General features: G+C 34.1%; 12 protein-coding genes. 6 read left to right on the top strand and 6 right to left on the bottom strand.

What is annotated here, in order from left to right:
• Position 1: 1 nt before the first annotated feature.
• The 4 genes from RT250_RS10645 to RT250_RS10630 form a co-directional block, all read right to left on the bottom strand.
• Positions 2–493 carry a Dps family protein gene (locus tag RT250_RS10645; RefSeq protein WP_165148542.1) on the bottom strand — a complete coding sequence of 164 codons (492 nt, stop codon included), beginning with the start codon at positions 491–493 and terminating at the stop codon, positions 2–4.
• A 93-nt stretch (positions 494–586) separates the two neighbouring features.
• A complete protein-coding gene (locus RT250_RS10640; protein WP_313114698.1) occupies positions 587–1,138 on the bottom strand; it encodes a hypothetical protein in 552 nt (183 codons plus the stop codon).
• Positions 1,139–1,164: 26 nt separating this feature from the next.
• Positions 1,165–3,273: a tetratricopeptide repeat-containing sensor histidine kinase gene (locus RT250_RS10635; protein WP_313114696.1), complete on the bottom strand. Its 2,109-nt coding sequence runs from the start codon at positions 3,271–3,273 to the stop codon at positions 1,165–1,167.
• A gap of 168 nt (positions 3,274–3,441) precedes the next feature.
• Entirely contained in the window at positions 3,442–4,122 is a 681-nt protein-coding gene (locus RT250_RS10630) for an SIR2 family NAD-dependent protein deacylase (protein WP_435373077.1), read from the bottom strand.
• A gap of 219 nt (positions 4,123–4,341) precedes the next feature.
• Between RT250_RS10630 and RT250_RS10625 the strand changes: the two genes are divergently transcribed.
• The 6 genes from RT250_RS10625 to RT250_RS10600 all read left to right on the top strand — a co-directional run bounded on the left by RT250_RS10625 (position 4,342) and on the right by RT250_RS10600 (position 11,630).
• On the top strand, positions 4,342–4,995 hold the full coding sequence (locus RT250_RS10625) for a TrmH family RNA methyltransferase (protein WP_313114694.1): 654 nt from the start codon (positions 4,342–4,344) through the stop codon (positions 4,993–4,995).
• A gap of 53 nt (positions 4,996–5,048) precedes the next feature.
• Complete coding sequence (locus RT250_RS10620; protein ID WP_313114693.1) at positions 5,049–5,621, top strand: non-canonical purine NTP diphosphatase; 573 nt, start codon at positions 5,049–5,051, stop codon at positions 5,619–5,621.
• Positions 5,622–5,858: 237 nt separating this feature from the next.
• Positions 5,859–7,652, top strand: coding sequence for a DEAD/DEAH box helicase (locus RT250_RS10615; protein WP_313114692.1), 1,794 nt, complete (start codon positions 5,859–5,861; stop codon positions 7,650–7,652).
• A 278-nt stretch (positions 7,653–7,930) separates the two neighbouring features.
• A complete protein-coding gene (locus tag RT250_RS10610; protein WP_139854965.1) occupies positions 7,931–8,695 on the top strand; it encodes a carboxypeptidase-like regulatory domain-containing protein in 765 nt (254 codons plus the stop codon).
• Positions 8,696–8,869: 174 nt separating this feature from the next.
• Positions 8,870–10,231, top strand: coding sequence for an aldehyde dehydrogenase (locus RT250_RS10605; protein ID WP_313114690.1), 1,362 nt, complete (start codon positions 8,870–8,872; stop codon positions 10,229–10,231).
• A 106-nt stretch (positions 10,232–10,337) separates the two neighbouring features.
• Positions 10,338–11,630, top strand: coding sequence for an erythromycin esterase family protein (locus tag RT250_RS10600; RefSeq protein ID WP_313114689.1), 1,293 nt, complete (start codon positions 10,338–10,340; stop codon positions 11,628–11,630).
• A 5-nt stretch (positions 11,631–11,635) separates the two neighbouring features.
• Here the strand turns inward: RT250_RS10600 and RT250_RS10595 are convergent, their stop codons facing one another.
• Both RT250_RS10595 and RT250_RS10590 read right to left on the bottom strand, forming a co-directional pair.
• Complete coding sequence (locus tag RT250_RS10595) at positions 11,636–12,868, bottom strand: M48 family metallopeptidase (protein WP_313114688.1); 1,233 nt, start codon at positions 12,866–12,868, stop codon at positions 11,636–11,638.
• Between the two features lie 104 nt (positions 12,869–12,972).
• Positions 12,973–13,812, bottom strand: a complete 840-nt coding sequence (locus RT250_RS10590; RefSeq protein ID WP_313114687.1) for a TrmH family RNA methyltransferase — start codon at positions 13,810–13,812, stop codon at positions 12,973–12,975.
• Between the last annotated feature and the right edge of the window lie 14 nt (positions 13,813–13,826).

The following is a 13,826-nucleotide window of genomic DNA, read 5'->3' as shown; positions in this document are numbered from 1 at the left end:
ATTAAGCTTCTGGATGATTATCGGTCGCTTTCATCAACCAAGCATCAAGCATCCAGCTAATTTTTTCGATGTGGCCAATAAAACCTCCAACCATATCGATAGTTCCTTCGTCATCAGCGCTACTAGCTTTCTCCACTACCTTACGCATCTGCTTTAAAAGTTTCCCATGATCGTCAAGTAGAATTTTCACCATTTCAACATCTTTAGTGTTTTCAGAAGATTCTTCTAGGTTACTCATTTTAATATAATCTGAAAGATTACTTGTAGGTTGAAAACGTAGGGTTAAAATTCTTTCTGCAATTTCATCTACTTTCAATTTGGCATCGTCATACATTTCTTCAAACTTTACGTGAAGTTCAAAAAAGTTACTTCCAACGATATTCCAGTGGAAATTACGAAGTTTTTGATAGTATAAATGGTAGTCTGCTAAAAGGACATTAAGTTCTTTTGCGATCGTTGCAGTTTTCTTTTTATCTAGATTTAAATAACTCATATTTCTTAGTTTTAAGGTTTCCTCAAAAATAAGAAAATATTGCGCTGAAATCAATGTTTTAGAGGGGTTTAGCTTTATTTTAACGATAATGTTCTAAGTGATTTCTTTTAAAACCTTTTTAGCGCGTGCTTTATATCCTGCGCTTTTATTTGGGATGTTTTTTAGTAAAATTTGCTTCAATTCGTCGTGTATCCAATTGCTTTCCTTTCCTAATAAACTCAGACACGTCATGGCATGCACTTGACAGGCTACTTTTTGTTCTGTAATAAGCCAATTAAAACAGCATTCGGTCATTATTTCTCGCTCATCGATATTTAATGAAATAGAAGAATGATGTAAATTATGCTCCTTGCAGAGTATCTCACATATTTTTGCGCTCGCTCTTAAAGCAGAACTGTTTCTTATTTTGGGTAACTCTTTAAAAAATATATTTTGATATTCACTGAAAAGACTTAATTCTCTTTCACATATAACTTCTAGTACGTAAGCGGTTTTAACCAATAGCGAATTATTAAAAGAAAAGTATGTATGCAGCGTTTGTGGTAAATATTTTGGGTTATTAATTAACCAATCTGCAATTTCTTCTCTCTTATTTCGACTAGTGTCAACTTCTGATAGTTTAAGCTTTAAAATATTTGAAAGCACAAGCGAATTTATTTAAAACTTAAGATTTAAGCATGACTCACAGACATTTTACTTGGATGATTTCTGAAATAATCCATAGTGTTGTAAAGTTCTAGAATGATGCGTGTACCTAAAGGCTGCCCTTGATCGTCCTTTTTATCGATAATCTTAAAATTAATTTTTCCATCATTAGTTTTATTGTAAAGTTCGATACGCTCCTTAATTATTCCCATCCCCATACTATTATGGCTTTTGATGGTGTTAATTTTATTTTTATTATCTCTCCCAGCGCCATTATCATCAATAATTATTTGTGTAATGTTTTCATCGATTTCTATATGAATGTTTAAGAGTTTCTTTTTACGAGGGCTGGCTAATAAGCCATGCCAAATAGCATTTTCTAGGAATGGCTGAATTAATAATGGCGGAATTAAGACATCTTCAAGGTCTGGGTTCTCAACGCCCGAAATAACATAATTAAAGTCATTTGAGAATCTGTTTTCTTCGAGCTTAAGATAGTTTTCGGCTAACTCTAATTCATCTTGTAGCGAGATAACTTGTTGTTTTGATGTTTCAAGTACCATTCTTGTGTAATGACTGAATATTCCTAAGTATTCAATAGCTTTACAGTTCTGTTCACTTTGTATAAGATAGGTAATAGCATTAAGACTGTTAAATATAAAATGAGGATTAATTTGAAGTCTAGTTACAAGAATTTCCGCTTGTGCCAAGTTTCGTTCGTAAATAGTAACCATTTTTTCTTTTTCAGCCTGATTTAACCGCTCATTAGCTGTTTTTCTTATTCGGTAATTTCTATACTGCATAAAAAAGATAATTAATATCGCACCTAGTGCAATTGCTAAAAGTATAGTGATAATCTGCCTTCTCTCAAGTTCATCTTTCTGAGTATTCAAAAGTACTTGCTGTAAAGCTTTATCCTTTTCTAAAAATTGAATGTGACTTTCTTTTTTTTCTAAATTGTACTCCTGGGTAAGAGCTTCAATTTTTACGTTTTGCTCATTTATCTTTATACTATCCTTATAAATCTGAGAGAGTTTAAAGTTTGATAATGCCGATTTATAATCTCCTCTTTGTTCAGAAACTTCAGAAAGCTTTAAAACATTAGTGCTTATCATACCTAAGGCATTTAAACTTTTAGAGAGTTGTAAGGATTCATTATAATAGTCTTCGGCTCGTTTTAACTCACCTTTCTTTAAATAAGTGTTCCCTAAATGGGAAAGAATTTCTGCTTGTCTGTGGATGTTTTTAAGTGCCTTGTATCCTTCGGCAGAAGTTTGAAAATAAGTCACAGCTTTATTTAAATCCTTTCCTTCTTTTAACTTAGAAATCCCCATATACTCATAAGTAATAGCTATTCCAAATTCATCTTTTCTATCTTGATTTAATTTTAAAAGTTTATCCAAGTATTCATTAGCAGTTTTAAAATCACCTTTCACGATATAATAATCGCTAATTGAAAGATAATTCATTGCAACTCCTAAATCATTGCCTATTTCTTGTTGTGCTTTTAAAGACCGTTCAAAATATGGTAAAGCTTCATTTTCTCGTCCAGGAATATTGCTTAATGTGTTACCAATTCCGTTAGTAGAAATAGCTATGTTTTTTAAGTTATCTACGTCTTCGGCAATTTTTAAAGCTTGCATATAATAGAGAAATGCTGTGTCGTTTTTGTGATTGTAACGGCCCGCAACACCTGCATTGTTCCCCATTATCATTTTGAAAATTGGGTCTACATCCTTATTTTTTATTAATTCAAAAGCTCTAGTGTGAAGTGATAGTGCTTGATCATAACGTTGATGATAACGGTACAACAACCCAAGATTGTCTAAAGCTCTGGCGTATAAAACCGTATCATTTATTCGCAATGCTCGATCTACTGCTTCTTTAGCGTGAAAGTATTCCAACTCTAAGTTATGCTGCTTTTTATGAATTCCCTTAGCTAAATTAATTTCCGCCAAAACTTTTAACGAATCATTGGTTTCATTTTCAAAAACTGTTTTTAAGCTATCAATACGAGAATTGGATTGTCCAAAAATTTCATTAGAAGTACATAGGAATACTATGGCAAACAGAAAAAATGTTATGCATTTTATATTACATACCAAGGGGAGTGGGGAAGTTATATATTGTTTCAAGGGGTGTAGGTTTATATTCTGAAATTTATGAAAATAGAATAATTCTGAGGTATGTTTTTATTGAATATTTAGGGGGTTTAAGCTGTAAAGTTAGAATGTTTGAATTATGTTGAAAAATACAAAAAAAAATATTTTAACAACTATAAAACAGAAAATCTTATTATGATATCACGACATACTCGCAAGTTTCTCTACAACTTTAGGAACACCGGTAGAGGCTTTTTCGGCATGAACTGTGATTCTTTTAGTTGGATTTATTGAAGGTTTGGGGTCTATAAAATATATTTGAGCATCAGGTTTGGCATATTGTATTAAGCCTGCAGCGGGATATACTTGCATAGAAGTCCCGACGATAATTATAGCATCGGCGTCTTTAATAATCTTGGAGGCAACTTCAATCATAGGAACCATTTCGCCAAACCAAACTATATGTGGACGAAGTTGATTATTGTTTTCACAACAATCACCTATGTTTAAATCGTCTTTCCATTCCAAAATTAAATTTTCATCAACAGTGCTTCTTGCTTTTAGAAGTTCGCCGTGTAGATGAATAACGTGAGTACTCCCGGCACGTTCGTGAAGATCGTCTACATTTTGAGTGATAATTGTTACATCGTGATGTTTTTCTAGTTCTGCCAACGCAAGGTGGGCGCTATTAGGGGATACGGTCTGCAACTGCCTTCTACGTTGATTGTAAAAATCGAGTACTAAAGCAGGATTACGCTTAAATCCTTCGGGTGAGGCTACTTCCATTATATCGTGATTTTCCCATAATCCGTTGCCATCTCTAAAAGTTTTTATGCCACTTTCTGCACTTACTCCAGCTCCTGTTAATATTACAATTTTCATAATCTTTGACCCGCAATAACGGGGAGTTTTATTACTTGAATTCGTTACTAAGTTATTTAAAAATATGAATATAAGAAACCATCAATAAAACATTTACTTTTATCTTCGCAGATTTTAAATGGAATTTGAAATCTAAGTTGAAAAGTTGATTTTAATTCACAAACCTATAAACCCAAAACTCATTAACTTTACAAATCGATTAATGAGCGCAATCGAAGTATGGATTTAGAACTTTTAAAATACCTTCAAACTTATCTTACAGAAAATCGAAAAGAGCGCTTTCAGGAAGTGCTATCAGAACGCACTCGCCACTTTACGGTAGTCACCGAGGATGTGTACCAACTCCATAATACCAGTGCAGTAATGCGTACTTGCGATGTTTTTGGTATTCAAGACTTGCATGTTGTAGAAGAAAGAGTGAGTAAGCGCATAGATAAAGAAATTGCGATGGGGGCACAAAAATGGGTTTCTTTTAAAAGACATAATGCAATAAAAAATTGTATTACTGAGTTGCAAGATTCTGGTTATCAAATAATTGCTACTACGCCACATAAATCTTCAATGATGTTACACGATTTTGATGTGACTAAAAAAAGTGCTTTTTTCTTCGGAAAAGAAAGTGATGGTTTAAGTGATACAGTGATGGATGCGGCCGATGGTTTTTTAAAAATCCCGATGTACGGATTTACCGAAAGCTTAAATATTTCCGTTTCTGCTGCAATTATCTTACAAAGTGTGGTTACAAAACTTAAGCAAAGTAATATTAGTTGGCAGCTTTCAGAAGAAGAAAAACGTGAAATAGAACTTGAATGGGCCAAAAAAACTATTAAGTCTTCAGATGAAATTATTGAACGCTATAAAATGGCTAAATAAGAAACTGTAAATTTTAAATATCGTAAATCATAAATCGCAATTCCTTTATTAATATGAAACTCGTCTTCGCTACTCACAACAAAAATAAATTTGCAGAGGTTAAAGCACTTCTACCGCATCATATCGAATTATTAAGCTTAGGCGATATAGGGTGTAATGAAGATATTGAAGAAACTGCCGACACCATCGAAGGAAATGCTATTTTAAAAGCAAATTACGTTCGCGATAATTATCATTTAGATTGCTTTGCAGATGATACTGGATTAGAGGTGAAATCGTTAAATAACGAGCCTGGGGTTTATAGTGCTAGATACGCCGGAAAGGATAATAACTCTGAAGCAAATATTAAAAAGCTTTTAAATAATTTAGCAGGTAAAATGGATAGAAGTGCAAGGTTCAAAACTGCAATAGCACTTTCAATGAATCACACAGAAGTCTTATTTTTAGGAATTTGTGAGGGTAAGATTACAGAAGAATTACGTGGAGATTCAGGTTTTGGCTACGACCCAGTTTTTCAACCTGATGGCTTCGATAAAACTTTTGCCGAAATGACACTTCAACAAAAAGGTGAAATAGGGCATAGAGGAAAAGCAATGCGTCAATTAATTCATTATCTAACCGAATAAATGCCGATTTTATTGGCGGTAGAAAAAAGTTTTGTGTAAAATATTAAATATATCCCAATAAATATTGTTAGTTAAAAAGTAAACACTACTTTTGCGGCCTTGAAAAATCATAGCATAAGGCTATTGATGATTAAGAAATCCTCAGGGTGAGGAGTGTTATAGTGAAGCTGTCCGTTTTTATTTTATATGTCCAGTCGCTTCTCATTAGCACGCATATAAAAATTTATTTTACAAAAAATGACAGCATTTAAAGCACTCGGCTTAGAAGAGAATCTTCTAAAAGCCATCGAAGACTTGGGTTTTGAAACCCCGTCAGAAGTTCAAGAAAAAGCAATTCCAATTTTATTAGACCGCGAAACCGATATGGTTTCTTTGGCACAAACGGGAACAGGTAAAACCGCAGCTTTTGGTTTTCCTATGTTGCAAAAAATAGATGTAAACAGTCGTACTACACAAGGGCTTATCCTTTCACCTACACGTGAATTGTGTTTACAGATTACAAATGAAATGGTGGCTTACGGTAAGTATATGCCAGGTTTAAATGTTACTGCTATTTATGGTGGTGCAAGTATAACCGATCAAGCGCGCCAAATTAAAAGAGGTTCGCAAATTATTGTTGCTACTCCAGGTCGTATGAAAGATATGATTGGTCGTGGCTTAATAGATATTTCAAAAATTGAATATTGCGTTCTTGATGAAGCAGACGAAATGCTTAACATGGGCTTTTTCGAAGACATCACCGAAATTCTTTCGCATTCACCTAAAGACAAGAGTACATGGTTGTTTAGTGCTACAATGCCTAAAGAAGTATCTACAATTGCCAAAAAGTTTATGCATACTCCAGTGGAAATCACTGTTGGTACAAAGAACGTAGGTTCAGACCAAGTAACTCACGAGTATTATCTAGTTAATGCAAGAGATCGTTACAACGCTTTAAAACGTTTGGCAGATGCAAATCCAGAAATCTTTTCTGTAATTTTCTGCAGAACAAAACGCGATACTCAAAAAGTAGCTGAACAACTTATAGAAGATGGGTATAACGCAGCTGCAATTCACGGAGATTTAAGTCAAAGTCAACGTGATACAGTTATGAAATCGTTTAGAAATCGTCAAATTCAAATGCTTGTTGCAACAGACGTTGCTGCACGTGGAATTGATGTAGATGATATTACGCACGTTATAAACTATCAACTTCCAGATGAAACTGAAGTGTACACTCACCGTAGTGGTCGTACCGGACGTGCTGGTAAAACAGGAGTTTCAATAGTTATTGTCTCTAAAAGTGAAGTTAGAAAGATTAGATCTATTGAAAAAATAATTCAAAAGAAATTTGTTGCTAAGGAAATTCCATCAGGAATGGAAATTTGTGAAGTACAAATGTTTCATTTAGCAAATACAATAAAAAACACTGAGATAAATCCTGAGATTAACGCTTACCTTCCAAATATAAACGAAGTATTAGCAGATTTTTCAAAAGAAGATTTAATCAAGAAAGTATTTTCAGTAGAGTTTACTCGTTTCTTAAATTACTACAAAAACAGTAAAGATTTAAATATCTCTGGTGGAGAACGTAATTTTTCTGAAGATGGAGGAGATAGCACTCGTTATTTCTTAAATGTTGGTGGGAAAGATGATTTCGATTGGATGAGCTTGAAAGACTTCCTTCGTGATTTATTAAGCCTTGGTAAAGACGATGTTTACAAAGTTGATGTAAAAGACAGCTTCTCATTCTTTAATACCGATACCAAGCATCAAGAAATGGTGATGAGTGTATTTAAAGACTTTAAGCTTGATGGCAGACAGATAAACATTGAAATTTCTAAGGACACTGGTCGCAGTGGAAGTGGTCGTAGTCGCGGAAAGAAAAGAAGCGATAGAGGCGATCGTAATGATAGCGGAAGAAGAGGTGGTTTTAAGAAGCGCAGCAGCGGTTTAAGGAGCGATAAACCAGCTTTTAAAGGAAAAAGTAGAAGAAGTAGCGAGCGCCCAAATACAAAAGGGACTGGCGGAAGACGTAGAAGAAACGCTTAATTAATTCATTATACTGAATTATTGAAATTTAGCAACGTCTTAACGACTATATAATTATATTTACGGGCCTTTTAAAAGGGCCCGTTTTTTATTTATTTAAACTAAGCTTTTGGCATAGAGCGTGTACTGATTAATTATGAGGTTTACCATCCCTAAGGTTAGCTTCATAAAAATGTTACTTTAAATTACAGTGTTTACCATATTAGGGTTTGGATAAACATTTATTTGTCTTAGTTTGTTAATTGTTATTTTTGAATAAGACGAATGCAATTTTTACTATGAAAAAAAATCTCTTACTAATTCTTCTGTTTTTTGTTTCAATTTCATCATTTTCCCAAGAATTACACGATATAAAAGGAGTTGTAATGAATGATGCAAACGATAAAATTTTAGAAAATGTAAATATCGTAAACCTTAATCAGGTAAAAGGAACTACTACTAACGACAAAGGGGAGTTTGCATTAAAAGCAGCAGTAAACGATACATTGTATTTTTCTTATCTAGGATTTAAATCACTTCGCGTTCGTGTTACAAACGATTGGCTTAAATTCGGAGACATAAAAGTAAAAATGACTGAACTAGGTATTGCGTTAGAAGAGGTAGTTGTAAAACCTGTTCAGCTAACGGGTTATGTGGAGATTGACGCTAAGTTAATACCTGTCTATGACAATTATCGCTATAGAATTTCAGGGTTGAGTACGGGTTATGAAGGAGGTAGTAATCAACCAGGCGCTGTAAGCAAAGTTTTAAGCTCTATTTTTAATCCGGCCGACTTTCTCTATAATGTGTTTGGAAAACGGCCACAACAGATGCGGAAAATGCGCAAGATGAAAGAGGATGATGAAATAAGAAACTTGCTTCAAAGTAAGTTCGACCGTGAAACCTTAATGGCCGTACTTCAGTTAGAACGTGTTGATATTGATGAGATATTAAATAAATGTAATTACTCCAAAGATTTTATTAGAACCGCAAATGACCTTCAAATTTTAGATGCAATTAGTGGTTGTTATGAGGAGTATAAAATATTGAATAGGGATAAGTAGTGTTTAAATTGAAATTGAAATAGAAGATGAAGTCGGCTTTCGGCCTTGTTCAACTACTTCAATCTAAAATTTAAATCCATTTATTGGTTATTTCTTTTATATCTCTGTGTTCCTTTGTAGTTCTGTATTGTTTAATTTACGGAAGTTTTCTAAATTTAAGAAAATACAACAATCATGAAAGAAATCATTAATGCGCAACGTAACTTTTTTAATACTCACGCTACAAAAGACATTCAATTTAGAAGGGCTCAGTTAAAAAAACTTCAACAAGCTTTAGAGCAAAATGAAACCCTGCTTCACGAAGCTATTTACAAAGACTTCAAAAAATCTGAATTCGATAATTACAGTACTGAACTATCCCTGCTTTACAAAGACATAAAGGAAGCGCGAAAAATGATTTACAAATGGGCGCGAAAAGAAAGTGTGCCTACTGGAATTCTCAATTTCCCAGCTTCAAGTTATATTATTCCCGAGCCTTTAGGAGTATCATTAGTTATTGGGGCGTGGAATTACCCTTATCAGCTTTCCATTGCTCCTGCAATTGCTGCAATTGCCGCAGGGAATACGGTAATTTTAAAGCCTAGTGAATTACCGACCAATACCGCGGCCGCTATGGCCAAAATTGTAAAGGAGAATTTTGATCCTGCATTTTTTACAGTGGTAGAGGGTGGAGTGCAAGAAACTCAAGAATTATTAAAACAGAAATTCGATAAAATATTTTTTACTGGAAGTACAACAGTTGGTAAGATAGTTTATAAGGCTGCTGCCGAAAATTTAACTCCAGTAACTTTAGAGCTTGGAGGTAAAAGCCCTGCTATTGTTACAGAGAATTGTAATTTAAACGTTTCAGTAAAGCGTTTGGTTTGGGGAAAATTCTTAAATGCAGGCCAAACCTGTATTGCTCCAGATTATGTTTTGGTTCATAATAGTATTGAGCAAAAATTTCTTAACAAGCTAAAAACAGAAATTGAAAGTCAGCATTTTGCTTTTGAAAATGATAATTTTCTTCAAATAATCAATAATAAAAACTTTGATAGGTTAGTTAAAATGCTCGACCCTCAAAAAGTATTTTACGGGGGTGAAACCAATCGCGAATCGCGCTATATTCAACCTACTGTATTGCAAAATGTAAGTTTTGACGATGCAGTGATGCAAGAGGAGATATTCGGGCCCATACTTCCTGTAATTACCTATGAAACTATTGAAGAAGCTATTGCCAAGGTAAATAGCTTGCCAAAACCCTTATCGTGCTATGTATTCACAAAAAGCAATACAATTAAAAAGAAAATTTTAAAAGAAATCTCTTTCGGTGGTGGAGCAATTAATGAAACAGTAATGCACATCACAAACGAAAATTTACCATTTGGAGGTGTTGGTTTCAGTGGAATTGGTAATTATCACGGGGAAGCTGGATTTAAAGCTTTTACCCATTATAAAAGTATCATGGATAAACCAACTTGGTTTGATCCTTTTATAAAATATTATCCTCATACAAGCTTTAGATTAAAGCTGATGCGCTGGATTATGAAGTTTTAAGAGCGTCTCTTTGACTTCACGCTTACCTTTTACAAGTAGGAAGAAACTCATTTTGAGCAATCTCATTATTATTGCTTATCTTTTGTATTATTTAATAAATTAATATATGAAGTTGCGATTAACGCTATTAATGGTTCTTTCTGTTATGATGATCTCTGCTCAAGATTTTACTAAAAAAGCAATTAAACTAGACAATGCTACTAGTTTAGACCCACTCATTGCTGCTGCTGGGAATAAAAAGTTGGTTTTGCTAGGAGAAGCCAGTCATGGCACCCATGAGTATTACATATGGCGCGATAATATTAGCAGAAGGCTTGTAGAAGAACACGGTTTTAATTTCATTGCCGTGGAAGGTGATTTCGCTAGTCTCTATAAATTAAACCAATATGTAAAAAATATTGAAGGTTCAGGAAAGTCGGCAAGAGAGGTTTTAATGCAGCTCAATCGCTGGCCTACGTGGATGTGGGCAAATGAAGAAGTTGTAGCTCTTGCTGAATGGTTACGAAGGTATAATGATAATTTGCCGCAAGACAGGAAAGTTGGTTTTTACGGAATGGATGTTTACGACGAATGGATTTCAAAACAAATGGTGTTGGAGACACTTAAAAAAACAGATGAAGCAAGCTATAATTTTGCAAAACTCCAGTACAATTGTTTTCATCCTCATAAAGGCGATAGTTGGCAATATGCACGTGCCGTAAAAGAGGGAAAACCAGATTGTGAAGCTGCAACCGAAAGGGTAGTTTCCTATATTAGAAATAATCGTGAAATTTTAGAAGACCTTTCAGACGACGAATATTTTTATTTGCTTCAAAATGCAATTGTAGTTCATAATGCTGAAGAATTTTACCGTGAAAGTATAGCCTCTAAAGATGCTGTTTCTTGGAATTCTAGAGTTTTTCATATGCGAGAAACAGTAGGCGATTTACTGGCGCTCTATGGTGAAAATTCTAAAGGTGTGGTTTGGGCCCACAACACGCATATTGGCGATGCTTCGTTTACCAGTATGCGAAATACGGGTGAAAAAAATATCGGACAGCTAAAACGAGAAAGTTTAGGAAAGAACAATGTTTTTCTAATAGGTTTTTCTAGTTACAAAGGAAAAGTAATTGCTGGTTCAAGATGGGGCGCTAGAATGGAAGAAATGACGATTCCTAGAGCTTTAAGAAGTAGTGTTGAGTATAAACTTAAGAAAACAGGTTTGGATGCTTTCTATCTTATTTTTGATGAAGAAGATAGAAAGGAAGAAAATTTAAAAGTTATGGGACATCGTGCGATAGGAGTGGTGTACAATCCTCAATTTGACAGGAGGCAGTTTGTGCCTACTATTGTGCCACTTCGTTACGATGCGTTAATTTTTTTCAATGAAACAAAAGCTTTGCAGCCCTTGCATAAATAAAGGTGCTACTTATTCAAATTCTTAAATCTTTGCAACAGCGTAGGGTGTGAATAGTGTGCAAAAACATACAGTGGGTGCGGGGTAAGGTTACTTAAACTATTCTTCGAAAGTTTTTTTAAACCTGAAATTAGCGGTTCTGATGCGAATGTGTTTTTAGCATAATCATCTGCTTGGTATTCAAACTTCCTACTTAGGTAATTCATTATTAAACTCGTAATCCCGGAAATGGGGCTATATAACACTCCAAATGCTACCAACCCAATGTGAAACGAAGGTTGAGAAACATTTAATGCTTCAGAAAGTAAAGGATTACTAATAAATAAAGACAATAACCACAAAGTAAATCCTGTGGTTAAAATGGCAACTATTAGGTTGATAATAATGTGATTTCGTTTATAATGACCCACCTCGTGAGCGAGGACGGCTACTATTTCTTTTTCGTTTAAATCATTAATTAATGTGTCGTAAAGTGTTACTCGTTTCTCGCTTCCAAATCCTGAGAAATAAGCATTTGCTTTGGTACTTCTTTTACTTCCGTCAATTACAAAAATTTTATCTAATGTAAAACCAACTTTCGACGCGTATTTTTCAATTTCTGAACGCAGTGAGCCTTCTTCTAAAGGAGTTTGTTTGTTAAATAAAGGAACAATAAAACGTGCATAAAATAAATTCATCAGCACAGTAAAAACAGTTATAATTCCCCAAGCATAAAGCCAAAAATTTTCTCCTGTGGTTTGATAAAACCATATGATTGCTCCTAAAATTATGCCTCCAAGTATTGCACCCATCAGCCATCCTTTCAGTTTATCTAAAAAGAATGTTTTTCGTGTTGTTTTGTTGAAACCATACTTTTCTTCAATTACAAAAGTACTGTAATAGCTAAATGGAGTACTTAAAATATCACTAGCAAGCATTATAATTCCAAAGAAAACCAAGGCAATTAGAATTTCATTGTTGGAAATAGAACGCGCCAAACCATCAACATACGCGAAGCCGTCAAAAAAGAAGAATAAAAGCGTGGCTATCAATGAAATGGTTGAAGTAAGCAGTCCGAATTTATAACGCTCTGTTTTATATCGTTGGGATTTTTGATATTCTGTTTCATCAAAAATATCTTGTAATTCGGTAGGAAGAGAATCACTAAAGTGTTTTGCATTTAAGTAATCCAACGCCTGGTCAATAATAAAACTGACAATTAATATCGCTATTATTATATAGAAAAGAGTTTCTGGATTCATAATTTAAGTTCTAAATTTTAAGCACCAAAATCCAATAAAAGTCATTAATTAAAACTCTGACTTTGTTTGGGATTTAGGATTTGGACTTTTGTGATTTGCGAAATTTACTTTAAAAAATTTCGTTGTCGTTTAGCTTCAAATATAAGGATTCCGGCAGCTACCGATACATTCATGCTGTCAATTTCCCCTTGCATTGGAATGATGATGTTTTGATTACTGTTTTCGAGCCATTCCTCACTTAAACCAGTTGCTTCGGTGCCAACCACAATTGCTGTGCTTTCTTTAAAATTGCAGGTGTGATAAGGAACAGATGCTTGTAAGGCAGCACAATATATGTTGATGTTGTTTTCTTTTAGAAATGCGATAATTTCCGAAGTACTTCCCGTCGCAATGTTATTTGTAAAAATACATCCCACACTACTGCGGATAATATTTGGGTTGTACATATCAGTTTTAGGGTTGGCGATAATTACAGCATCAACATTAGCAGCATCGGCAGTACGAAGAATTGCCCCAATATTTCCAGGTTTTTCGGGAGCTTCAGCAATTAAGATTAAAGGTCCTCTAGATTCGTTCGAGGAACCGTTATTAAGCGAGTTCGAAATCGTTAATGTAGAAAGACTTAAATCTTTTACCATTGCTATTGCCAAAACTCCTTCCGTTGAACTTCGATAAGCTAGTTTTTCATAGACCTCTGAAGTGATTTCTATGATTTCAGTGTTAGTACTTACAGATTTCTTTAGCGTATCAAAATCTTTTTCAGAAATAATTTCAGGACAATATAATAAGGTTTTTAACTGATATTCTCCTTTAACTGCAAGTGAAATTTCACGTAGTCCTTCTATAAAGAAAAGACCTGTTTTTCTACGCTCACGCGATTTTTCTTGAAGGAGAACAATCTGTTTTATCAACGGATTTTGAAGACTTTTAATTGATTTTTGCATTTTGCAAAGATAAG

Origin of the sequence: Aequorivita sediminis (genome assembly GCF_032080575.2) — a bacterium.
Taxonomy (GTDB): domain Bacteria; phylum Bacteroidota; class Bacteroidia; order Flavobacteriales; family Flavobacteriaceae; genus Aequorivita; species Aequorivita sediminis.
Note: the sequence above shows the minus strand (reverse complement) of the source record. Positions and strands in the feature narration are given on the sequence as shown.

Bases quoted from the DNA above. Each gene is read 5' to 3' on its own strand.
- RT250_RS10625 (WP_313114694.1), top strand. From the start codon at position 4,342: ATGGATTTAGAACTTTTAAAATACCTTCAAACTTATCTTACAGAAAAT.
- RT250_RS10645 (WP_165148542.1), bottom strand. From the start codon at position 493: ATGAGTTATTTAAATCTAGATAAAAAGAAAACTGCAACGATCGCAAAA.
- RT250_RS10620 (WP_313114693.1), top strand. From the start codon at position 5,049: ATGAAACTCGTCTTCGCTACTCACAACAAAAATAAATTTGCAGAGGTT.
- RT250_RS10610 (WP_139854965.1), top strand. From the start codon at position 7,931: ATGAAAAAAAATCTCTTACTAATTCTTCTGTTTTTTGTTTCAATTTCA.
- RT250_RS10600 (WP_313114689.1), top strand. From the start codon at position 10,338: ATGAAGTTGCGATTAACGCTATTAATGGTTCTTTCTGTTATGATGATC.
- RT250_RS10595 (WP_313114688.1), bottom strand. From the start codon at position 12,868: ATGAATCCAGAAACTCTTTTCTATATAATAATAGCGATATTAATTGTC.
- RT250_RS10615 (WP_313114692.1), top strand. From the start codon at position 5,859: ATGACAGCATTTAAAGCACTCGGCTTAGAAGAGAATCTTCTAAAAGCC.
- RT250_RS10605 (WP_313114690.1), top strand. From the start codon at position 8,870: ATGAAAGAAATCATTAATGCGCAACGTAACTTTTTTAATACTCACGCT.
- RT250_RS10630 (WP_435373077.1), bottom strand. From the start codon at position 4,122: ATGAAAATTGTAATATTAACAGGAGCTGGAGTAAGTGCAGAAAGTGGC.
- RT250_RS10590 (WP_313114687.1), bottom strand. From the start codon at position 13,812: ATGCAAAAATCAATTAAAAGTCTTCAAAATCCGTTGATAAAACAGATT.